22 protein-coding genes and 4 pseudogenes are annotated in these 23,703 nt (G+C 46.0%); all 26 read right to left on the reverse strand.

Annotated features, from left to right (window positions below):
• Positions 1–688 (reverse strand): annotated as a pseudogene (locus ABEW73_RS25305) (hypothetical protein); the annotation flags it as partial.
• Between the two features lie 27 nt (positions 689–715).
• A complete protein-coding gene (locus ABEW73_RS25310; RefSeq protein ID WP_430170149.1) occupies positions 716–1,438 on the reverse strand; it encodes a DUF4280 domain-containing protein in 723 nt (240 codons plus the stop codon).
• 7 nt (positions 1,439–1,445) lie between these two features.
• On the reverse strand, positions 1,446–1,568 hold the full coding sequence (locus tag ABEW73_RS25315; RefSeq protein ID WP_430170151.1) for a hypothetical protein: 123 nt from the start codon (positions 1,566–1,568) through the stop codon (positions 1,446–1,448).
• Positions 1,569–1,594: 26 nt separating this feature from the next.
• Positions 1,595–1,813, reverse strand: coding sequence for a hypothetical protein (locus ABEW73_RS25320; RefSeq protein ID WP_430170153.1), 219 nt, complete (start codon positions 1,811–1,813; stop codon positions 1,595–1,597).
• Between the two features lie 186 nt (positions 1,814–1,999).
• The gene (locus ABEW73_RS25325) at positions 2,000–2,341 is read right to left on the reverse strand and encodes a hypothetical protein (RefSeq protein ID WP_430170155.1); all 342 of its coding nucleotides are present in this window, start codon (positions 2,339–2,341) and stop codon (positions 2,000–2,002) included.
• A 538-nt stretch (positions 2,342–2,879) separates the two neighbouring features.
• Positions 2,880–3,070: pseudogene (locus ABEW73_RS25330) on the reverse strand (hypothetical protein); the annotation flags it as partial.
• A gap of 358 nt (positions 3,071–3,428) precedes the next feature.
• Positions 3,429–3,902, reverse strand: a complete 474-nt coding sequence (locus ABEW73_RS25335) for an SMI1/KNR4 family protein (protein ID WP_430170157.1) — start codon at positions 3,900–3,902, stop codon at positions 3,429–3,431.
• 18 nt (positions 3,903–3,920) lie between these two features.
• A pseudogene (locus ABEW73_RS25340) lies at positions 3,921–4,052 on the reverse strand (HNH endonuclease); the annotation flags it as partial.
• 39 nt (positions 4,053–4,091) lie between these two features.
• Positions 4,092–4,313 (reverse strand): hypothetical protein, encoded by a 222-nt coding sequence (locus ABEW73_RS25345; RefSeq protein WP_430170159.1) that lies wholly within the window; start codon positions 4,311–4,313, stop codon positions 4,092–4,094.
• A gap of 149 nt (positions 4,314–4,462) precedes the next feature.
• Positions 4,463–4,819: pseudogene (locus tag ABEW73_RS25350) on the reverse strand (transposase); the annotation flags it as partial.
• Positions 4,820–4,997: 178 nt separating this feature from the next.
• On the reverse strand, positions 4,998–5,276 hold the full coding sequence (locus tag ABEW73_RS25355; protein ID WP_430170161.1) for a DUF6809 family protein: 279 nt from the start codon (positions 5,274–5,276) through the stop codon (positions 4,998–5,000).
• Positions 5,277–6,333: 1,057 nt separating this feature from the next.
• Positions 6,334–6,948: a pentapeptide repeat-containing protein gene (locus ABEW73_RS25360; RefSeq protein ID WP_430170163.1), complete on the reverse strand. Its 615-nt coding sequence runs from the start codon at positions 6,946–6,948 to the stop codon at positions 6,334–6,336.
• Positions 6,949–6,954: 6 nt separating this feature from the next.
• Complete coding sequence (locus tag ABEW73_RS25365) at positions 6,955–9,783, reverse strand: hypothetical protein (protein ID WP_430170165.1); 2,829 nt, start codon at positions 9,781–9,783, stop codon at positions 6,955–6,957.
• Positions 9,784–9,798: 15 nt separating this feature from the next.
• The gene (locus ABEW73_RS25370; RefSeq protein ID WP_430170166.1) at positions 9,799–10,932 is read right to left on the reverse strand and encodes a PAAR-like protein; all 1,134 of its coding nucleotides are present in this window, start codon (positions 10,930–10,932) and stop codon (positions 9,799–9,801) included.
• A gap of 12 nt (positions 10,933–10,944) precedes the next feature.
• Entirely contained in the window at positions 10,945–11,448 is a 504-nt protein-coding gene (locus ABEW73_RS25375) for an imm11 family protein (RefSeq protein WP_430170168.1), read from the reverse strand.
• The gene (locus tag ABEW73_RS25380; protein ID WP_430170169.1) at positions 11,420–12,061 is read right to left on the reverse strand and encodes a hypothetical protein; all 642 of its coding nucleotides are present in this window, start codon (positions 12,059–12,061) and stop codon (positions 11,420–11,422) included. Before ABEW73_RS25380 ends, ABEW73_RS25375 begins: the two co-directional genes overlap by 29 nt.
• 13 nt (positions 12,062–12,074) lie before the next feature.
• Complete coding sequence (locus ABEW73_RS25385; RefSeq protein WP_430170171.1) at positions 12,075–12,272, reverse strand: hypothetical protein; 198 nt, start codon at positions 12,270–12,272, stop codon at positions 12,075–12,077.
• Positions 12,273–12,286: 14 nt separating this feature from the next.
• Positions 12,287–13,891: a hypothetical protein gene (locus tag ABEW73_RS25390; protein ID WP_430170172.1), complete on the reverse strand. Its 1,605-nt coding sequence runs from the start codon at positions 13,889–13,891 to the stop codon at positions 12,287–12,289.
• A gap of 58 nt (positions 13,892–13,949) precedes the next feature.
• Positions 13,950–14,723 carry a DNA and RNA helicase gene (locus tag ABEW73_RS25395; RefSeq protein ID WP_430170174.1) on the reverse strand — a complete coding sequence of 258 codons (774 nt, stop codon included), beginning with the start codon at positions 14,721–14,723 and terminating at the stop codon, positions 13,950–13,952.
• 232 nt (positions 14,724–14,955) lie between these two features.
• Positions 14,956–17,604, reverse strand: coding sequence for a molecular chaperone (locus ABEW73_RS25400; protein WP_430170175.1), 2,649 nt, complete (start codon positions 17,602–17,604; stop codon positions 14,956–14,958).
• A gap of 117 nt (positions 17,605–17,721) precedes the next feature.
• On the reverse strand, positions 17,722–18,420 hold the full coding sequence (locus tag ABEW73_RS25405; RefSeq protein ID WP_098748618.1) for an iron-dependent peroxidase: 699 nt from the start codon (positions 18,418–18,420) through the stop codon (positions 17,722–17,724).
• On the reverse strand, positions 18,411–19,697 hold the full coding sequence (locus ABEW73_RS25410; RefSeq protein WP_430170177.1) for a normocyte-binding protein: 1,287 nt from the start codon (positions 19,695–19,697) through the stop codon (positions 18,411–18,413). Before ABEW73_RS25410 ends, ABEW73_RS25405 begins: the two co-directional genes overlap by 10 nt.
• On the reverse strand, positions 19,694–21,622 hold the full coding sequence (locus ABEW73_RS25415; RefSeq protein WP_430170179.1) for a serine/threonine protein phosphatase: 1,929 nt from the start codon (positions 21,620–21,622) through the stop codon (positions 19,694–19,696). Before ABEW73_RS25415 ends, ABEW73_RS25410 begins: the two co-directional genes overlap by 4 nt.
• Positions 21,623–21,666: 44 nt before the next feature.
• Entirely contained in the window at positions 21,667–22,551 is an 885-nt protein-coding gene (locus tag ABEW73_RS25420; protein ID WP_430170181.1) for a PP2C family protein-serine/threonine phosphatase, read from the reverse strand.
• Positions 22,552–22,566: 15 nt separating this feature from the next.
• Positions 22,567–23,085 (reverse strand): FHA domain-containing protein, encoded by a 519-nt coding sequence (locus tag ABEW73_RS25425; protein ID WP_076324588.1) that lies wholly within the window; start codon positions 23,083–23,085, stop codon positions 22,567–22,569.
• Between the two features lie 41 nt (positions 23,086–23,126).
• Complete coding sequence (locus tag ABEW73_RS25430; RefSeq protein WP_430170183.1) at positions 23,127–23,666, reverse strand: FHA domain-containing protein; 540 nt, start codon at positions 23,664–23,666, stop codon at positions 23,127–23,129.
• Positions 23,667–23,703: the final 37 nt, after the last annotated feature.

Below are 23,703 nucleotides of genomic sequence, written 5' to 3' on the forward strand. Positions count from 1 at the left end.
TGACGAAATCAGACTCCCCCATTTCTGAGCTCGCATCCGAATTCGCTTGAATATCAAGAAAGTTCCCCCGATCTTTAATGATCGAATAATGATGGGATCGGATAACTTTCCCCCATGAGAAATCAGGTACGCCAAAATAAACCCGAGGCGCATCCATGACGATATCAGGAAGGATGACCGTACCGATCCGCGATGCCAGCCTTTTTAAGAACTGCCAATTCGTCTCTTCATACTGAACAAGGAGCTGACCAATCGTCGCTTCAGGGGGTGTAGCTTCGTTCTGGGCATCCCCTCCGGGATACAGATTGGCAATCTGTCGAATCAAATCCGTATACGTCAGGGACTTGTTCTGAAAGGAACGACTCTCTAAATGACGATCCATTTCATAAGTCCTTGACAGGCCTTCTATGGTTACATGGGGAATACCATCTTCCATCTGAATATCGATATTGGAGATTCCACCTGCGAACAGGTACTCATTCCCCTGTTCAGTAGATTTACGAATAAGCAAGCTATCTCGGTATGTACCATTTCTTAAGCATATATCGGCTTGTTCCTCTGACATGGTCGTTGAAATATAACAACGGGTATGATCATTAAACTTGCGTACAATTCGAAAGCTACGAACGGCCGAAAGTTCATATGGCAATTCAATTTGAAAACCATCTATGTCACGCCATCTCTTCATCTTAACTGCCTCCTTCCTTTAAGATCGTTATCTTTCTAGAAATTCGGGAGGCGTTGGTTCCATTCCGTTAGTTAAGAGCTGAATCTTTCCCCCATACTTGCAAGTTAAGCATGATTTTGTGGTAAGAGCGGGGACTCCGTCGATCATGACATTTGAACTTCCGTTGTCCCACTCTACTCCATCCGATGGTTTAGCTAAACCCGCCATCATTGCTGCAAAATTAGGAACCCCGCTTATCGAAGTTAAGCTGCTATTATTCATGCCCATGGCATATCCCATTGGCGTTGGCTGTAAGTGAGGCATCAATTTAGGAACGCACGGGAAAATTTTATGTTCTTCGCCGTATGGCAGCACTTTGGTATCGGGATCATAATTGTATATATAACTTGGTCCCGAATCTCCTGTCGCCACATGAGCAATTTTCATAGGATTTAGCGCGCTCCGGCAAAAGCCAAAAGAATAAAAGTTTCCATTCATTTCACCCTTAAGTTCCTCAATCGGAAATCCCAAAAAGGTTTTTTCTTCCGAACTTGATGGCACACAGTCCTTCACGGTCATCATCTTATTGTCGTTAATATACACGCCGTTTGGTTCAAGCTGATTCAATACTTCTTCATGGGTTCCCATCGTACAATACATGTAGGCTCCCCGTGCAACATAGGTTTCCCGCTTGCTTTCCGTCCTCCATGGAGCATTCATTATTTCACTTATGGTGCTTTGTTTTAGAAAACTCGTATAAAGTTTATCCACTTCTCATTCACCTGCCATTAATAAGAATTCGTCTTACATTTAATCCGTACAGGCTAGTCCGCAGCATCCCTTCCGCCACATCAAGTCGTACAACCAAGTAGGATTTGCGGTAAACATTCAGCTTGAACATGCATAAACCCTCAATAAGCTTTTCATCTACCGAGTCTGCCGTTCTGCTTGGTCAAAAAACTGATTTACTGTTGTCATTACCTTTACATCTGTTCGTCCTGATTGTTTCACCTTGTCTGCTTGGTTTCTTAACTCTCTGGCTTGCTGGTAATGCTCAGCAATTTGTGCTCTAATCGCTTCATACTCTACTTGAGCCTGTGCAATTAATCCGGTCTCCTCTGCTGATGACTGTGCTTCTTTTGCCATTCGTTTCGTCCTCCTTTGATTCTGAACATGCAAAAAAGCTCATTCCTCCTCATAAAAAAAGTTGGAAAGAGCTTTTGAAAGTTTATCAAGTGTTTTTTTAGTTTTTTAGTGTTTGGTTTGTTGGTTGTATTGTACGATCTTGTTGGCGGAATTGTAAACCAGTAGTTGCTAGTCATGCTCTACCAATTAAATAGCCTTGAGTTCGATTTTTTCAATTAGACCCCAATCTATGCCTTCTTCAAGTTGGTAGTCTATCTCCTCTAACAGTCTAAATCCTTCTTGCTCAATCCCTTCATCATGTCCGTACACTTCAAAATACCGCTCTTTAAACTGCACAAACCAAAAGTACATACTGTAGTAATATGTGCTTTGCTTATCTAATGTGACTGACCCAGCGTTACTTTTAAAAAACGTATAATATGCTAACAACTCATTTAAACGATTGTCATCGATATTCGCATTGTAGAATTTCCGTAGTTCTTCATTGGTAATAAAATTCATCAACTCGTCTTCTTTTATAATTTTCATTTACAACACCTATCCTTTATTCTGGAAAGTATTTGACATCAATATCAATATTTTTTGATTTGAATAAATTTCCTCAATTGCTCTACAGCCTTCTTATGAGAAACTAGCCATAACACCTTATATCCAGCAGCTATAGCTGAATTGTTGTCTAATGCCTCTTGAATAACTTTGTTTTTAGCGAATTCCGGGAGTTCGTCCACATGATAAAATAATTTTGGCTTTATTATCAACTTGCCGTCTTGGAAAACGTATCTACTAAATTCTCAAACTGAACATATCCTCCCTTTGGATGAGGCAAATAGTAGCTTTCATTATTAGGATTAATTTTTAATTCAAATGCATCAACTCTTGGATTACTTTGAGGTATCCTCTCCCCGAAGAATCCATTACCATGTGGTCATGCATTAATATCATAAATGCCCATTTAATTTTTGGGTTGTAGTTAGGAGCTTTTGGCGTCCCCTAAATAGTAATATTAAACTCTACTAAAGGAAAGGTGATAACTGTTTTACCAATAACCACCATTATATCATCCGGCTTATAGTTCCGTTAGAGGACTCGCCACCCTGCATTCGGTTTTGTTCTTCATCATGCTATAGATGATGTTTACAAGCCTTCTCATGACGCATATCAGGGCTTGCTTCTTGGTCTTGCCTTCTGTAGCTTCCGTTGGTAGAACTCGTAGAAGACGGGATTCCGTTGCTTCTTGTTGTCACCTTTAGCCACTCGCCCTTACTATAGTTGTCGCTCTATCTATCTTGAAAGATGTGATTCATGTCTTTCTCACCCTCACTATCGCTGTAGGGTAATCTACAGTTGCGAATAAACTTTAAAAAACCACAAGAAACGAAGATAACAAAAAACAGGTCAATCATGGTGGTATCTGACCATAATCGACCTGTTATATGTAACGAACTAGCGTAATTTAGGTAATAAAATTAAAGTGTTGATGTGCGTACAACCTTATTGGCAAAATCTTTGTACGGGTACTGCATGGGTTAAATATGTTATTGGTTGAACGATGAGTTCATTCGGCAATGGGGAGGGGCTATTCATCAATCACGTGCTAACATGAACTAGAATAACCTTACTCTTTTAGCATTTCAAAAAATTCTGATATATTTAGGGCGACACTTTGTGTTACAGGAGAAAATTCCTCTGACTCTTCATGAAACCAAATAACTACAGTAGGCTCTTCTGTTTCTCTAAAATCCAAACAAATAAAATCTCCTGAAAAAAGCACCGCAATAGGAACTACATTCATCCCCACTAAATCTTCATTATCTGTTAATCTATCACCTATTTGTGTAATAATAACTTCAACATCATACCATCCATTGATAGGGTCTGACTCACTATCATTCAATATACAAAGAAATTTTTCAATTATATATTCATGCTGATTAAAATTAAACATATTTGTGATTGGTGCAGCTCCATTATTATCCTTAATAAAATTCCTATAAGTTTCAGGAAATGAAACTCTCAACCTTCGCTCAACTACATCTAATAATTCATCGGTTGGCAATGGAAAGACAATCGTATTAACATCCAATCTCATTTCTTTCACTCCCTATTCTTATCTTTTAGCATGAGCCCAACCACCTGGAGCTCTCCCACCCTGATGACTTTTGGAATTATGTATACCAAAAGGTACTAATTCCATTCTACTGTCAATTTCAGAATGATGCCATGTTGTGCCAGGTGGGCGTTTGCCACCTGGAAGTTGTGAATCAAGCCATTGGAACTGTCATCTTCTTTTTGGCAACTGTAAAATAACAGGTTTCCCATCAATCTTTATGATTAAATCAGCTTTCTCAAAATCAGGATGTTTTGTACCAGGCTTCATAGGAACATCTGGTATTTTCTCTAGTTCTTTCGCTCGTTCTCTGATCAACTTAATTTGCTTTTGTGTTAAAGTATCTCCCCCTGGTACATTTCTCCACTTCCAAGTAACTTTCTCTGCATACACTGTAGCATAATCATCTCTTCAAACTTCATTTTACCTAGAACAAAGTCATTAATATTATCTAAGAAGGCTTTCTCAGCATTACCCGTCCCCTATGTTGTAAAGCTAAACTATTGAAAAGTAACGGTGGTTGCTAGATGCTATACCTCCGGTTAGCTTGCTTGTTTTTCCGTTTGTTCTGGGAGACGGAAGGCCGTCTTGTGCTTCATCATGCCATAGATGATGTTGACTAACCGCCGCATCACACAGACCAAAGCTTGTGTTGGTGTTTTGCCTTCTTCTTTCTTGCGGTTGAAGTATTCGTAAAACAGCGGGTTGCGTGGCTTTTTGCTACCTTTTGAAACTTGTACCTGCTACACAGCCAGATTGTAAAATAGCCCATGCAGCATCCGATTCCCCTGTCTGCTTTTCAGGTTGACGTGCTTGCCGCCTGAACCGACTTTCACTGGCGCAATTCCAGCAAACCGAGCCAGCTTATCTGCGCTGACGAAGCGGTGTATGTCGCCTACTGAATCACATCGTACCCGGCATAAGCTTTCAAAACGCTTTTAACGAGTCTTGGTTTTGATTCAATGACAGCAACGTTCGCAATAAAAAAGCTTGTTTCTACCTCCTGAATTTAGGTAGAAACAAGCTTTTAGTAATTATAATTTTCTGGTCGCACTATGATATGAGACAATTTAACACCTAATATTCATTCCGTGTTGTATATACCTCTGTCATCATTAGTGCACCAAGCTGAAATCCATGAATAAAAGAAACTTCAGCATGCATTGAACCTGATTTACTACGTAAATCAAGTAATTCTTCAAGCTGACTGAATTCTGTTGCCGATAACTTTTTCTCCCATATTTTCATGACTTCGGATATTTTCCGGTTTAATGCATGGTATTCGGGGTCTGTCGGTACAATCGTTTCTTCAGGGCGAATGTCTCCACGATATAACACTTCTAAAATACCTCTCATTTTCCTCTTCCCTTCGACTGGATTACAGCCCTTGAAGGAAAGACTGACACATGATAAAGTAATTGTGCAGTCTGTCCATCAGGCAGCTGCGCAGTGGAAGTGGCGATTTCTTTTGCGAGAGTGCGCCACTTCCTTTGTTTATTCATCTTCATTCAGCCTCTCGATGCCTCGTCTTACAGCTTCGTTCTTTGTCACCTTATTTTTCTTAACGTAACGTTCAAGAATTTCATTATGCTTCTTATCTAGTCGTACTGTAAGTCGTATTTCTTTAGGGTTATCTGAGTATGGCCGACCAATCCTTTTGGTGATTCGTTTCACCTCCTAACTTAATTATTGGCTGACAATAATAACATATTAAATGTCTGCCATAAAGTCAAGTTTCTTTCCCAGGCTATGTTTCCCCTTCATTTCATAATCCTCATACACAGACCACTTTATTAATCGTTGTTGAATACTCTCTGACATACAATACGCCCCTTTTTTGAATTGTTTGTTAGCACTAGGAAGGCGGCTAGCACGAAACGTATCCTTACCTGTCATTATGTCAACTGGTCGTCACCAGGTTGTTCGTTCTCGATTACCATCACGGGAAGTAGCCCATTCGTTGCGGACAATTTGCAGATAAGTCCTGACAATATTAATGGTCGGGCTATCTATCTCAAAAGATGCTTTGCCTTTTCATCCTCCCTATCGAGGCGGTGTATTCTACAGTTGCGTATCACATTGAAAATCCTGTGAGAAAGCGAACATAACAAAAAACAGGTCAATCATGGTGGTATCTGACCATAATCAACCTGTTTGATGTAAAGGAATAACGATAAATAGGTTATAAAATTAACGCATTTGATTTGCGTACAACCGAAAACGGAGAAAAATTTATACAGTATTACATGGGTTATTTCTACTTGAAATCAACCACCCGACTCATCGGTACTGGGTGGAGTCTAACAGACTATCAAGCTAAAATGGCTGATTTCGTTATTACTAAGATTAGTATTAAGAGATTTTACTGTAACTCTGTAAATAACTCTCAACATGCTCATAACTATTGTAATCTTTACTTTCCTGCCTCTGTTTGTATCCATCTCCTAGCTTCTTCTTCACGTAGAATAACTGGAGTATCGAGAGTACCAATATTAATACTAGATATAATTGCTTCTTCTACCCCTCTTAATCCTGATAAATCAGCTCCATGTAGGACAACATTTTTAAATGAAGCAACACTGATATCCGCATTTTTTAATATGGCATTCTGAAAATTGGTGTCATAAAACAGACAAGCTACCAAGTTAGCATTTGTTAAATCAGTATCACGGAAAATTGCTTCATAGCAATCTGCCTTAGCTAGCTTTGTACTCTGCATATATGATTTTGAAAAATTAGTGTACGAAAGGTCTGCTTTATAAAAATTTGCCCCCTCTAAGTTGGCAGAGATAAACTTCGAAGAACATAATACTGAATTATGAAAATCACTATTCTGTAAATTCATAGAGTTAAATATACATTCCGTAAAATATGCTTGATCTAATGAATAATTTCTTAAATCAATGTTCCTTAGATCAATTTCATCTAACCCTAACTTCTTCCCTTGTTCTCCGACAGTATCCACCCATAATTTATGTTGCTGGAGTTGGTCAATAATGTTGTTAAAATCACTCTCCAAAATGATCATGCCTCCTCACGTAGGATACCAAATAATACGATCAGCAATTCCATCTTCCTCAATCGCCTTTCTTAATTGTTGAATATGTTCAGGAACTAACTCTCTCGTATCAATTATGACACTATTCCCTTTTTCAAACTCACCATAAATCTTATCCATTGCTCTTTTAACTGTAAACGCTCCTTTTTTAGGACTAGTATGACCATGGGGATACGATTCAAAACTCTTAACGTCCCACTTTATTCCTGTAGTGATATCAATAAGATCACTGCCTTTATCGGCTTGAGGATCACGAACAATGCGTCCTAAAACACCCTGCTCTTCTAAATCGAGTCCCACTTCTCTTTCTTTTATTCCTTGTTCTTCGATCCTACCAGCATGAGATGGGTCACGAGCTATGTCATCCAACTCTTCTTGAGTTCTTCCTCCAGTATATTTTCCGTTCTTATCATAAAGGTCAGATTTATTAACTTTTCCCGTCCCCCCAGGAACCTCCGGCCCCTTCCCTATCTTAACACCCATCTTATCAAGCAAGCCAGGCATGTCGTCAATCTTATTAATTACCTTGCCGTTTGCATTGATCAGCTCGTAGGTGCCGTCGCTCAGCTTCTTGATGATTACCGGATTGCCGGCCGCATCTACGATTCCGCCGATTTTATTGATCCCCTTCACCAAATCATCAAAATTGCTAGCTTGTTGGGCTAGTTCTAATACTTCATCGGAGTACTTCAGGTTTTTGAGTGCTCCAACAAGAGGAATCAGCGAGATGGAGTTCAGAAGCGTTTCCCCTCCATGCCCCCAGCTCCATTCCCAGTGCGTAAAGTTATGGTACAGGTCGCGAAGATCTGCTGGCAGGTCAAGTCCCGTTAATCCTAGAAGCACGTTCGCTCCAATGCCTAGCCCAGTAGCTTCCTCCGCATAGTTCCCTTTAATAACGAAATCTACGCTTTTTTTGTTATATTCCCGGTTCTTCTCCTGCTTGTCCATTCCATAGTTCGCTTGCCGCCATTTCTCATATTGCTTGTTGAGTTCTATGGCTTCTTTAGTGGTTAGGCTAACCGGCAAGTCTTGATCCATCACATACTTCATAAAATAATTCAGCAACAAATCCCTATCATCCGCCGTAATTCGGGTTCCATCCGACTTGAACACGGGTTGCGTACGCAGCCGCGATTCCTCGTATTCGGCAAGAAGGGCTGCCACGGCGTCCTGGGACATAACCTGGATATCCTTTGGATTTTCGGGGCTCTCCAGCGTGATCTTATCGGACACTACATCGATGCTTTGGTCCGCTTCGCTCATCATCAGGGTGCTGCCCTCACACAGGAGCGCCACTGTTTTGCCGGCCGATAAGTTCACATTCACCCCTTCGCTCGAAATCGTCTCCTCTGCCCCAACGAAATCCGGGTTGATTCGGATGTTCTTGGCCGTCAGATCCAAACTCCCCTTACCTGTGACCAAAATTCCGCTACCATCCAATAGCGTAATTTGCGCTGCGCCGCCGGTCGCATGCAGCTTCACCTGATGATCGTCCAGCAATAATGACTTGTTTCCCGGTGAAAACCACTGCTTGCTTCGAGTAATGGTTTCCTCCGTCATCGCCTTTCCAGGATTTCGTGTTTTGGTTGGTGCGGATGTCATATTCGTCATACCCGCATTTGCTTGAGCCTTTTTGCCTGGCTTGGGCGGTTCCGGATTCACCGCAGATAACTGGATGCGGCTGGAAATTGCGTCGTAATCGTTGCCGTCCGAACTGATCACGTAATTCGCTTCCTCATAATTCATCGGGAAATGCAGATAGAGTACTTCTCCTCTTTCGGGCATGGTTCCGTACCCTTTTCCCTCTCCTCCGGTAAAATACGTAGGTTGAGGAAACCACACCGCCGCAGCCGTATCCTGCTCCTTGTCGATATGCAAATGCAGCTTGGTGAAATGGCTTTTGACATCAATCACCGTTCCGGCTATCGAATTCCCCCTCAGTCTCTCATTAACCAGCTTTTCCTGCTGGCTTCCCCGGAGCGTCCTCAAGGTATAATGGTGCCGGAGAATCCCGTCCCGTTTGGATAAGTAACTGTATTTCTCCACTACGTACAATGTACGTTCCCGAAACCGCACCCGGGCGCCAAGCTCATAGTTGGCAAACAAATCCTTTAATTCATACTGCAGACTGTCCTGTTCGTCGATTTGAGCAATCGTGCAATTTCTCATTACTCTTTGCATCCTGGCTAAATCGCGGCTCACTCGATAGGCTGCTTTTGGAATTTCAATTTCCTCCTGCTCTTCGGGCAACCCAATGTAAAATTTGGCTCCCTCCTGCCGGACATCCGCTATCACCCCTTTATTGGCACGGGACACTACCCGTTTGATAAACTCCCAATCCGTCTCATCGTATTGGAGAATAAATCGCTTGATTGGCTCTTTCCTCAGTGTATCTGAACAAATAAAATCCGAATGCGCGTAACCCTGTAAAACCCGTTCAAATAGCTCTTTATAAGTCACATTCTCGTTTTGAAAAGAACGCTGTAGCCGCTCAATATCCAAGTTGTATGTATGTGATGTTCCTTCTATTTTTACAGTATAGACGCCATTAATCTGTTCAACTTCGCTATTTTTAATGATTCCATTAAATAAAACTCGGTGCTCGTGATGCCGATCTCTTAAAACAAACTTTCGATTGCATAAATTGGCGGTCAAGAAGCCTTGAACCTTGTCCTCGTCCATGACAACCGTCAAGTTCACCATTGCGTGATCATTCATTTTCTGATTAATCGTCAATTGTTCGATATATAAAGCTCCGTCGATGCCTTCCAATACCATATTGTCATATCCCCATGTTTCTGCCATGAATCCCTCCCCCCTTTACCTGCCTCTCTCTTCCGACAACCCTTGGCGAACCTTACCAAGAAAGGAAGTTGTCAGTTCGGAAGCATATTCTTCGTCAGTGCCATGCTGTAACCGTCCACTAATCATATCGTTTAATCGAATAAACTTCTTTTCTTCATCAGTAGCCTGCTCGTAAGCGACCAGATTTCCTAAATAAGGATCGTCAAGTAATGGTGTAACGTAGTCAACAAAGTCACGATATCTCTTCTGTGTTTTTCCGCTAGGTGTCCCGCTTAATCCATAGTAACCATCAATAATTTCTACCAATGACTTATCCTTGATGTCATCATAGTGCACTTGATTCAAATTGGCCGCATCAAGATAAGCATTGAGCACGCTCTCATTTTTCGTTATTTCCGGACTGATCGCTTCCAATGGGTCGGTATGATCCTTGTCGAATCCTTTCATCATTCCCATAAAATAAGTCAGGTCCACATCTTTGCCGGTCGCTGTATCTTGAATCGTAATATTTCTCTCAAAGAAGTTAAACAACGCCGGATTATCCTTCCTTAAATATTCTGAGAATCCTGTCGTATGTTCATCGCTTGTTCTTTCCCAGAAGGATTGGTCATAATCGTCCCAAAGCAGAATACTCTCCAGCAGCTTATCTTTATATTTTGATTTTATGCCGTGTTCCTTCATATAGGCTTCTACCGCTTGCTCCAGCTCTTTTAGCTTTTGCATAACCAACTGGTTATTGGTCTCTGCCGATTGCCCTGAGGCTATAACAGAAATGATGCCAAATCCCTTTTGGCAAACGGTCCAGCACCCCTCTATCAAGGCCTGGTAATGTCCTGCAAAAACATCCGGCTTAGGATTTTGCCAAGGAATAACTACTTGAGATATACAACTGCTGTCACCGAGAAACTTCCTTGCCTCTTGTACTGTGTCAATATCAAACAGTTCCATCGTTGGCACATCATAACTAACCAGGTAGGGACTGCTGCATGAACCAAAGCACTCGATACAGGAGGAATCAATGTCTGTAATATTGGATAACTTCTTTTCATCCGCATAAATATGTCTATGATCAGGGGTTTTTAGTTCAATAGGTGTGCTTCCGTACTCACAGGAGATCATCGCGCTTTCAACGACATACTCTTTGGCCAAAATCATCACCTCTTATCGGTTCTTAACTGATATAATTTCGAAGGCATGAATCCCTTCTCTGAACAATCTTTCCAGGACTTCGGTATCCACAATCAAATACTCCCCGCGCAAACAATCAATCTTAAAGATTTTATTGAAGCCGATCTTATTCTTGTTAAGTACAATCTCTTTCAGTGTGCCATCCGGATAAAACTCCGTGCTTTCATCCAAGCAATCCAGTATTCTAGGCTGTAGCAGCCAGTACACTTCGATTCTTTGCTGCTCTATACTTCCTATTGCACAAGGTTTGAACAGCATTTTACTCTGGTACATTTCAATGATGCCCTTTACTGCATCTGAAACCATCAACAACGGCTTCTCTACCAAAGGAAGAAAATCGAGAGGCGACTTTTCGTCTTTGGCCACAGCCCGAAAAAAAGCCGGTTTATCGGACTTCCAGATGCCGACGGGATCGGGAACTTGCGGTATGATTGCGTTATTTGACCGATCATCTTGCTTGATTTGAAAATAATCCACAAACATACCTCCATAGCGCGTCATTCCTGTCGTTTTTGATAAACAGAATATCCGTGGTACCTCTATACTCGCCAATCCTAAACTGGATTTCTTCTCCATATGGCAAACTTTGATATTCTTCCGTGTCCACCAGGGTTTCTATAGCTTCCTTGGCTAAAAATTTGATAACCTCTTCGTACTTTTTTAGTTCAATGAGGAAAATTCTCTCAACCTCGATCGGAGTGACTCTTAAAATATATTTTTTAGCCTCTCTCTGGATCTCCTCATAGAACGCATGGAGCGGCTCAAAAAGCCACGTGGGATTATAGTCAGCTTCGCTGATTACGTTGCCCAAATAATAATCCTCATCGAAGGCCTCTAACCGGTATGGTGCCTTCTTCAACAGTACATGGCTAAATAATAAGGAATATTGGATATAGGACACTTTGATGGCTGGGTTTAGACGTTGATTTTGCTTTATGTCCAAGCATAAATTCTGGAATGCCTCGACATACTCGTCAATAACTTGCTGTTTATTTTGGATTAAATGTTCCATCGCTCGTTTGTATTGTTCATCCGCCTTCTTTAATACCGTTTGCTGGAGAAAAGTATTAAAGTCCTGCGCTTTGCTCATCCTATCCACCTTCTCATTGCTTGCTTTTATAGTGCTCGCTAATCTGTGCCCTGATATTTTTCATATACAATTTATCGGTTATCTTTCTTTGAGTCAGCTTTGCGTTGTGGACGGTCAATCCGTTGACGAGTCCTCCGGAAATGCCGCCAACCGCCAATTTCAACAAAATATTTTGTATCTCATCCGCACGTTTGGCGCCTGTGACAAGCATTAGTTAACACCTTCTCATTTATTTAATTTGATATCCGTGCCTTTGATTTTTACTTCCTCCGGAGTCAACTCCAGTAAACTTTCACCACATTCGAAGGCAATACTTTCCTTGGCTTTCATATATATCATTTCTTCTGCAGAAAAGTTAATGTCGGCTTTGGATTCGAACGTGATATCTGATTCCGTAAAGATTGAAATGTCCCCGGAGTCGGCCAATCTAATATAGGTACTATCGTTACAAACAATAGAGACACTGGAACTGTTGTCATCCAAAATGATCATTTTTCCGCTTGGTGTAACGATCATTTTCACCTTTTCATTCTGGGATAAATTTTCAAAATCAAAGTTTTGCTTCTTCTGCGCCGTAGGTGTTTGGGCGTTTGGTATTGAAAGCCCTGCTTGACTACTTCCACCTCTCGAACTGCCAGCGGCCGTTGTGCTGTTTCCGTCGTTCGATTGTTTGAAGCTGCCGGATGACGCATGTTTAATAGAATTTATGACTATCGCATCGGATTCATCTTTGGTGGGAAAATGAACATTAACACGGTCACCTACCTCGGGCATGCAGTACCATGTGGAGTAAAATGTTGAATATTTCAGCCAATAAGCCTTCTCCGCCGACTGCTCCGGATCAATATCCAAACGCACCTTCAATAAATTTCTGGACACTTTTATGACGGTTCCCTGAATCGTTAACCCGGCTATCGTTTCGTTAAAAATAGGAGGAGTAAAGAACCCGTTTGACGCGGACAAGGTGTAGATATGCGAAAGGATATGGTGTTTAACCATAGCTTTGGCAGATACGATAAAAAAGGTTCTTCCTTTATAGAGAACTGAATCCCCGATCTCTAGGGATTTCGTGTCGTTCCCTTTTGTCGTAACCTCGTAAAACATATAATCCGATTCAGTTGAATGAATTCGGTAATTATGAACATTATTTCTGAAAGTATCCACATTTTTGACAACTTTATAATTTAAGTTTTCCAATTTAGTAACTGTTGACGCGGGCCTCACACCAACGGTAAACTTGGGCGAGTCCGACATATGGTTTGCAATAATGGGTGCATAGAATCTTGAGGCCATTCGTTTAATAAACTGCCAATCCGTCTCTTGATATTGCATGAGAATGCTATTTAAGGTTTCCTTTTCGGTTGCATAATCCAGACAATCCGAACCAGAATATTCCTTTATTACTGTCTTGATTAGATGATAATAGGTCATATTTACATCTTGAAAGGAACGCCTTTTATGCTGAATGTCCATTAAATAGGTGTAGGAGAGGGCTTCTATCTCCAAGTAGTAAATTGCATTTTGCTCAATACCTTCCGATTCGGATTCGATTTTGACGATAACGCCATTAAACAGTAGGATCTTATCTTCCCCAACTTGGTATTCTATGACAAGATTCGTTTCAGCGTTGGTAGTTAGAACGAACTGATCAAAGTTATCCTGTTTAACTCTTCCCTTTAATCTGGCTAAGGTATGTTCATTTAACTTTTTTTCAATTGTTAGTTGGACATTTTCGATGGCCAGCTCCTCGTCCTCATATTTGACAATAAGTTTGGTAACTAGCTGCTTTTCAGATGTCTTCTTCCCCAGTGCTGCTGTCGCATTTCTCATCAATTAATACCTCCTCACTTAATTAGATGCTATAGAAACTCACTGCAACTCTCTTCCCCTAATCCACAATCACCCGCTGGCCGCCGCCCGGGATCATGCCCATCTTACCGCCACCACCCCGGACACCGTCCAGGATACGGCTCAGATACTTGTGGATCTCCACGTTGGTGTACTCCCTGCTGCTTATGCCAAGACGGTTCGCCATATAGTGCAAAATGACGTCCCGAGCGAGGGTTCCCTCGTTCATGCATATCATCGTAAACATGAAATCCTGCGGATCGCCGCTTCCCTTACGCATCATTTCCTCTGCGAAGCAGCGCAGGATAACCGGGGACAAGGTGCTTTTGCCGTAAGCCGCATAGCGGACATGCAGAACATTCACGGTATTAAATTCAGTCGCCAGGTCCCGGAAGCCCTGGTAGTCCTGCCGCAGCCGGGCGCCTTCCTTCAGCTTGAAGCGGCACAGCTCGAGCTCGGAGGCACCCGCCTCCATCTGTTCGTCAATCACGATCTCACTGCGATATGTCCGCCAGTCGCTGTCTTCTTCGCCTGCATGGAAACGAATCTTCAACGCGGCCTCCCGCCCTGTAGCGCGGTACTTGGTGCTCACAGCATCTTTCAACAAATATAAACACCCTTGGTGCTTGACGATGCCGGGATGAACGGTCAAGGAATCCGCTCCGACCTCAACATGGGCACCTGTAATGATGCCGTCCGTATATTCCTGATAGTAGACATCCACATATTCGCGTGGGAAATCCCGCAGATTTTCCAGCATCGCCGTCTTTAGGATCCGGCCCTTCTCAAACTTCGGTGCGATATGGTTAAACATTGCCTTCCCCTCCTTCCGGCTGTGACGTTTACGACTCTTCCGGTTAAGTTCTGTATGATCGATAACCTACGAAGCTTGCTGCCCCTCATATGAACTCCGTGTAGGTGCAGGACAGAATGGAAGTAAAGATCATAGCGAGTGCAGCTAGAGCATAGCGCATAAAGACAGCATCCTGCGGACCTTCACAGGCTGCATTATGGTTAGCCTTGTTAAAAAGTTCACCGCTCTTCCCCTACTTCATCCCGTCAAAAAAGTCCAGGTCCGACCGCTCGTTCTCGAACGGGAACAGCTCCTTGCGGCCGAGCAGCAGCCCTTCGTCCTGGCGGGCGATCGGCAGCACGTGAAAGCCCCAGTGATTGTCATCCGCAAAGACGAAATACTTCGTCTCTCCGTTCACGATAGAGTCGGTATCGTCCTGCGGAATTTTATCCTGATAGACCGCTTGGATATCCTCGTATTTCACAGATTCATAGTCCTTGATCCGGTTATGGTACACATAGCTGTGCCGCAGCACGCCGTCCGATCCCCGCAGGAGGAACTCCACTTCCTGTGTGTGGTAAGGCCGGGAGATGAAACCCAGCACCCGGTTCGTCCGTTCCAGGCTGGAGATTAGCTCCAGCTCGCGGCGGTCATGGGTGTATGCGCTGACCGAATACGGGATGACGGCGGCATGATTCGTAATGCTCGTCTCAATGACGCCGGCCTTCCGGGCGTTCAGATAGCGGATTGCTCCGCGCAGGCAGGCCAGCTTCAGCTCGGGAACACGGCCTTCGACAGGTTTTTGCCGGAATTCGATGCTCCGTCCCGGGACAAACTCCTTCAGCGCCTCGCGAAACACCTCGATCCGGCAGGATTGCCCGGTCAGCTTAATAATCGAATACTCGCCCAGTACGCCGTCCTGGTAGAATCCATCCAGAAATTTGCGCAGCACCTCGTAGATATCCCCTTTGATCAGTTGGGTAATTTCCTTGATATTGAACACGACATTCGGAATTTCATATTCATCCTTCAATTCACCGCCCCGCAGCACCGACAGGAACCATCGCTCCATCGTGGTTATCTGCAAATCGTTATCCCGGCTGTCGTCCTCCTCTGCATCGAAGCGGTTCCTCAGGATTCCGGTCTTGCGGAAAAACTGTTCCTTCATGCCCTCGGCAATCTCCCACAAGAAATAAAAATTGCCGCGAACCCGGTAATACTCGTCCCGCGAGCGATTCTCGTACATTGCAAAGGCGGTCGGAATCATCGCCTCCGCCTCACGATAACGTCGCTCCAGTTCGGTATACACCGCGGCCACGCCGTTCTCATCCACTTCGCGGAACAAATCGTTTGCCGGAATATCGATCAAATCATCGATATCCGTCACTCTGCGCCGCCCGCTTGTGTAATAATCGGCGAATACGATTTTCATAAACTGCATAATGCGATATGTAATGTTGTTGCCGCCAAAATGCGTATCCCCGTTCTCATACGTCGCATCCATCACGATGCGGTAGGACATATGCCCGTCCTCGACGCGGAAGCGGCAGGAGGATAAATCCGTCGTTCCGCCCCCGCAGTCGATCACGAGTGCTTTATACTCCGTCCCCTCCATGAATATATTCCGTTCCAGGCCGTCCGCAATCGTGTTGTACAGTACGGCCATCCCCTCATCCAGCGCCTCCTGCTGCTCAATTCGGTAATCCGGCAAAATCTCGGCGAACATTTTAAGGAACGGGGCCTTCATCTTGACGGGACTCGAGAAATGCAGGTTCTTGAACTTGCATTTGAATTGATGCTCCGCCATCTGGATTACGTATTTCAAATACGCCTGGATGATATCCCGCCGCAATATGGAAGCCGTATTTCCTTCGCTGTCCATAATCTCGACGGGCTGGTTATAGCTGTTCACCCAGCGCTTAAGCCCCTGAAATACCGAGGCCCGGCTGCTGTAGCTGCTGCGGCGGATATTCAACAACGCCTCATGGCCGAACTGGTATTTTACCGCTGCCGGGTCTGAGCAATCGGCTACGCTAACTGCGGTAGGCAGCGCCTCGAGCCATTCCGTTCTTCGGTACGTCGGATCGGGAAACTTCACGAAATTCACTTCATTGGAGCGAATATGACCGTTTAACACATCAAGACTGCTCGGAGACTGCGCGTACCCGTGGTATAAAAAAGCGCCGGCCGTCGTATTGGAAGTACCGAAATCGATCGCCAGCACAGCATCCGTCTTTTGCAGCTCCCGTATGTCCAGCTCAGCCAGCGGAATTTTATAATATTGGATTTGAATGGGCGGCAGCGCCTGCGCCTGGTAATACGCCTTATACACGTACTCCGAATCACGCTTGCGGAGGAACAACAGGCTGTACTGGCGATTGGACGTGCGCTGCCATTCCATGCTGCTGTCCGCCGCCAAATAAAAGCTGCCCGCCTCGCCCTCCTCTTTGCGCAAATGAAGAATGCCGCAGAGCTCCATCCGGTCGTTGACGAGCAGTACATTGGACTCCGCAAATACCGCAGGGGCCTTCACCTTATAGCCGTCGCTTTTATCGATGGCGATGTTCGGATAAATGACGATGCGGGCTGGAACACGAATGCCCCCGTCCCCTTGAAGGGATGCCTGCATGTATTTGTGCATCACCGTCTTTACGCGCTCGAAGCCGCCTTCGCAGAAAGGGCCGATGAACATCTCTTCGTCCGCGCCCAAATACTTCAGGATGACGCGGATCATTTCTTCCCGGTCCAGCCGATGGCTAAGCCCCTCTACGAGCCGTTCCCGGTAGCAAATATTCCGCAGTTGGAAGGTGGTCATCTCCGTAAGCTCATCCTGCGTATATCGAACCTTCCCGCGCACCCGCTGTTGGCTGGTGGAATCCGTGTACAGTTTATAGCCCTTCATGCTTGATCAATTCCTCCTCCAAAATGGTTAGGGGCATCCTTAAAAATACCTGTTCAAAAAAGTCAAATTTTCAGCACCGAGAAGGTTGAGTGAAGTCAGGACTGAGGAACTACCTCTCTAATACATGGCGATGCGATCCTGAATCATTGTATCCGCGGCATCGATAATCCCCACATGGCAATCCCAATACACCTCGGTGCGGTAGCGAACCGGGAGGAACAGCTCCATCAGCAGCTCCAGCTTCCGGCCGGCAAGCTCCGTCTTCTTCTGACCGATGTAGAACAGCATCTCATCCTTCTCCTCGCTGTTTACATAAATCGTCGAGCGGCGAAACATTCGGCTTACCGTGCTTCGAAGCAGGTTCAGCGTCTCTCCGGTGTCATACATGCGGAGGATTGCGCAGGCAATCCACTCCCGTTCATCCCGCTCGAACAGACCGATCCGCTCCTTTACCCGCTCGCCGAACGCCCCGGCTTCCAAATCCCGCAGGACGAATCGTATGTGATATTCCCGCTTATTCATGCCCTGCATGAAGTCCAGCTCCGCCAGGAAATGAATCAGAATATCAAACAGCGTATGGCGGATCTCCTCATCTTCCGTCAAATTGATGTTCAGCAGATCGCGGAACACATCGGAGAATCGATAGAACGGGTTGACCTCAACCTCGACCTGCTCGCCCGCTGCGGCATTTAAATCCTCTAAGCTAAGCTCCATGTATGGCGAGTACACCTTGGCCGGAAGGAAAGTAACATCCCGCTTATGAATTCCAGATTCCTGCGCCTGAACGAGCAAATCCCAAATGTAATTCAAGCCCATTCTCCTTCACAGCGATATTCGGGGAATGACATCTGGACTTGGGACACCAAAAAGCTCATCATATCTTCGGCTAAATAACCCAACTCCTTGCCGGATTCCCGGTAGCTGAATTTCAGGCACATCCTCCACTTTCCGTTATCCACCCGAACTTCATCCGTAATGAACCGGTTCAACTCATAGGTCAGCGCGTTATTGGCGGAAGGGGTCCGAATCTCCACATCCACGAGCTCCAGCCATTCCGATACGGCAAAAGAATGGATAATCCGCACGATCTCGCCCTTGGAGCGAACGACCTGTCCTTGACTGCGACCATAATTGCTGATGAAATCGTCCCGCTGCCGGTTCGACATCAGTGCGTAACTCAGCTTGCCCATGCCTGTACTAACTGGCTCCACCACCATCAATACCTGCCAGGAATCGGATTTATCACGCGTCGATACAACGGTCAGTTCCTCCGGCGAACGCTTGATGTAACGAATGCTGTCGTCATTGGTGTCGACCAGATAGCCATGCTGCAGCCCGCTTTTGCGCAGAGGCAGCACGTGCTCGAAATTCACGCGATCAGCCGCCGGAACCGGGAAGCCTCCCGTCTTCAGTTCCAAGCGCTGAATGTTCCAGAGCGGAACTAGATCCGTTCTTTTATATGCTTCGTATTCCTCGAGATGAACGGTGATCTCCTGAACTTCCTCTTCTACCGCCAGCTGAACGTCCCCCCCAATCAATACAACGTTCACGAATTTGTAAGCGTAAGGATGATTGATCGTTTTCCAAGGCAGGCCATTGCTTAGAAAAACATGATACAGCTTCTCGATTTCTCGTATGTATGCGGTATCTCGCTCCAGCTTGACTTGAATGACATGACGGCCTATATTTGTAACCAGCTCTCCGCGAAATGTCCGGTCACTGTAGAGCAGCTCCTGGATCATTGGATATTTGCATTCCAGAAACAAGGAGAATAACGGCTGCTCCTCTCCTTCGTTTAGACGGGCAACCAAATGATGCAGATCAATCCTGCGCGGCTCCGTATCCTCTGGAATCATCGGGAACAAATACTCGTGCAGGGGATCCCATTCCTCGCGGCGGCACATCCCCACATACACATCGTATTTGCTGTCCTGATTGCCGACCTCCTCGAATACTCGCCGCTCAATCTGGCGATTCAGCTCCTCCTGGTATTCGACCAGGCCGAGGAACACGCCGCTCATCAGATTACGAAGCACCCGCCGCTGCTGCAAATCCTCCATTTTACTAAGCCGATCCATCACGATATCCTTCATGATCCCCCGCCTCCTTCCGGCGTAGCTGACCGCTCCTGCCTGTCGGTCGTAGAACTTGCTGGGCCTTCTCCTGTCTCCTCAGATCCAGCGGTTGTACCCTGATTCACCGAACTTGGCCCTGATGAAGTTGATCCATCAGGCGAAGAAGTGCCTCCTGAAGCTTGATCCTCGCTTCCTTCATGTCTAGTGGCTCCGTCAATGCTCGATCCTGAAGCACCGTTCCACTCGGAAGCCCCGCCGGATCCATTGCTCCCATTCGATCCGTTATTTCCACTTGAACCATTCTGTCCGTTCATTCCAATCGAACCGTTCATCCCGGATATGTCCGAAACGGGCAACCCTCCCGCCGAGAGCGAAGCCGAATCCGATTGTCCCGTCGCAGGCACGATGGGATTGCGCTTCTCGTCGGCTTTGGCAATTTTCCGCTCCATCGCCAGCACTCGCTCCAGCTTGTCGATCTCCTGGTAAATTTCCTGGGCCAGCGCATAAGCCTCGATAGCGGCGTTATAATCCAGTGCGGCTAGCGCGCGGTCACCTTTTTTCTCCAAATTGTCGGCCTTAAGCGTTTTGGTCTCCCGATAAATGGTATTGATTTTCCCCTCGGCCTCTTCCATCTTCGTCTCCAACTGCTTCTGACCGCTCGGATAATTCGCTTCAATCGCTGCCCTGTACGCCTTCTTGTATGTCTCCAGCGCACTGGTGTAATCCTGATTCTGGAAGTGGATATCGCCTTCCTTTATGACTTCCGTCAGCTTGGCGACCGCCTCGCTTCGCTCGATTCGCGCCTGAATATCCTCTACCTTGAACGGCTTGTACTTCTCCGCCTCACCCAGCGCTTTCGTATAGCTGTCCAGTGCCATGTCGAAGCTGCCGTCCTTCACGTATTCGTCGCCGTCCGTCAATGCTTGGGCCACGCGCTGCTTGTTGCGAAGCAGTTGAAAATGCAGCTTGTCTTTCAGCTTGCTGGCGGCGTTCTTCGCTTCACTGTATGCCTTAAGCGCCTTCGGGTAATCGCTGGCGGATGCGTATTCGTCACCCTCTTGCTCAAACTCGGTCATCTGCACAACCGTCTCGGCCAGTTTAGCCGCCTGCCTAGCCTTCGCATACCAGATGCCTCCCCCGGCGATCACCATGGTGAGCAGCAGTATTGCGATGCGTATGATCCATTTCTTCCGGTTTTTAGGTTTCTCGGTAAACGTCTTGTTAGCGTAAACAGCGGCTGCCGTATAATTGTTCACCGTCTGCTGCTGCTTGCTGAGGACAATGTCCTCCAGCGTATCCGTCAAGCTGTCGGGATCACTCGATTCCGCCAGTGCATCGAGCATTTCCGGCAGCTCGACCTCTTCCCAAATTCCCGGTGTGCACAAGAGAAGCACATCTCCATCCGAAAGCGGAGTTTTTTTTGAAATATAGGGTTCAAAACGATCTGGCCGCCCCATATAGCTCAACAAATTCCCTCGCTCCTCATGGCCGGAAAATCCTTCCTCGGACACCCTTCCGTCCTCCAGAAGCAACTGCGCCAGACTCTGATCTTTGGAACGCAAATTCAGCCGTCCGCCGCGAAAATGGTATAATCGCGCATGGCCACAGGTCGCCCACACCATCCGCGTATAATTCGTCACGACAACGAGCACGCTGGCTTTAAGCCGCACTCTGCGGCTTTCAAACTTCAACCACTCATGAGCTGTCTCCAAATCCTGCCGAATCTTTCTCCGTGACAAGGAAGGCTTCTCCATAAAATTCTCCAGGATGACACTGACTGCCATTTTCGCGCTATGTGCCTCTCGATCCGTATCGAGACCATCCGCAATAACGTAGCAAGCCATGTCCTCAAGCTCCACGAAGGCAAAATAATCTCTGTTGTCGATATACGAACCCGCTTCGGAGACAAATGCGGTCTTGAAATCGCTGTTCTCCTTTCTCATGTGTTCCTCCGTTTCCCCCGGCCTGCTGCGAGAATAATGATGTGTTAATCCATTTTCAAAATAATGACCGTAGCATTGTCCTGATGCTTGTAGCTCTTGCGCTCGATCAAGCTGATCATCTCTTCCGCGGCATCCTGCGGCGGCAAGCCCTGCATCAATATCTGCTCCATCTCTACCTCGGTCAGCGCATCATAAACCCCGTCACTGCACAGAATGATTGTGTCATTTGTTTGCAAGGATACCGGGTCGCCAACCTCCATGCTTTTAAAACCGCCATATCCCAAATAGTTAACCAACTGGTTGCGATTCGGATTCTCCTTGGCTTCCTCCTTGCTGATTTCGCCGGATAGATACTTTTCCTCCAGCACCGTCTCCAGGGTATGCTTGGAATTGATCGGAATAAATTCGCCATCCCTAAACAGAATAATCATGCTGTCCCCAACCGCACCCCAATGCAGTAATCCTCCGGACACAATGCTCACGACGAGCGTCGTTCCTCCGGTTGCCCCGCCAAGCTGCTCCAGAATTGCCCGGTTGCTGATCAGCGCCGCTTTGTGAAAATACTCGGGAATATCCGCCGGATCATCCACCTTCAGATACTCTCTCGAGAACACCGTAACGGCCAGCGTACTGGCCATTCGTCCATGCGACAACCCGCTAATGCCGTCGGCTATCACAGCCATCGTACCGATTTTCGTTGTCGAGCTTGAGAAGTAATCATCCTGCTCTTCCCGCTTGCCGATCGTCTGGGCATTCCCAATGTTGTTCGTTTCCATAATGTCTGGAATATACAGAAGTTCGCTATTCTCGGGCGTAGTTTCTACAGCGGGGCTCGTACGCAGCTTTTGCCGCATAACAAGCAATACGGCGACGGCGATCAGTGCAGCCGCAACGATTCCGTACGATTCGAAAAAACTCCAATCCTCCATCGTTACCATCCGTTCTTAACTGTTATCCCACTCAAAATGTGGTCCGCATAAAGGCACAAATACAAATTTACTGCGCCCGAGCTGGATTAAATCATAGGCGTTAAGCTCAGCCGGCGTGTATACTGCTTCGTTGTTGTGATAAGCAAGCCCTGAGGCATCGCCCGGCAGCAAATAAAAATTCCGCTTCTTCGGATCGTAGACAATCACGGCATGATTGCGTCTGGACACCGCGTTATCCCCGATAAGCCGAATCTGCATTTCCTCCGCGCGGCCGATGAAATTTTTCTCAGCCATAATACGGTAATCCTGTCCCATCTGCGGGCCCTCGACACATACCAACCAGCCGGTTACCGGCTGAATTCCCGTCGTCTCCCCCAGATATGGCATCGTCTTCTCTTCCATATCCTCCGCGACCTGGGGTCTGCGTGATTCGTTCCGCGAAGGCTGCTCTAGCGTCGTATTGCAATATGGACAAGTGTTGCCATGCTTTCTCGTACTGAACATGTGTCCATTCAGGCATCTCGTCAAGCTCATCTTCGATTCAATCCCCCATTTGTAGGTAAGTGTGTTCTCCGTTATTTCACTAACAACCGCGTATTAGCAATAAAGATCATATCCCCTGTACCAATCTCTACAGGCTCTTCGACAACAAGCCGATTCGCCTCGCTGCGTCCTGCTTTACGAATGCCTGTCCCGCTGTGGGAATCCGCATCTTCAATGAACCACTGATCGCCAACGCGATTCAGGACAGCATGCTCGGAGCTGACAAGCGACGCATACTCGCAGTCCGACAAATCTATGTCAACCTCGCCGCGCTGCGTGTTTTTTCCGATCAGGACTGAGGTTTCTCCCTTGACGTACCATTCCTTTACGCGCTCTCCGTCATCATCGAGCAGCACGATCTTCGCGACCGCTTCCCTCGCGACCTGTGGCTTATCATTGGAACGACCACTGGTCCAAATCAACACGCTGGCAATCACGGCCGATACCGCGACGATGGACATTTGCAATGTATAATGCAATGGACGGAGCAGGGCATACAGCACCATACCGGCTAATATTCCGTATATCAACAGATCAATTCGTGTAATCCATTTGTGGTTCTCCGGCTTCAAGTGGCTCCCCCCCGTCAATGTATGTAGGCAATATCAG

The organism is Paenibacillus lautus, assembly GCF_050482385.1.
GTDB classification, from domain to species: domain Bacteria; phylum Bacillota; class Bacilli; order Paenibacillales; family Paenibacillaceae; genus Paenibacillus_AQ; species Paenibacillus_AQ lautus_B.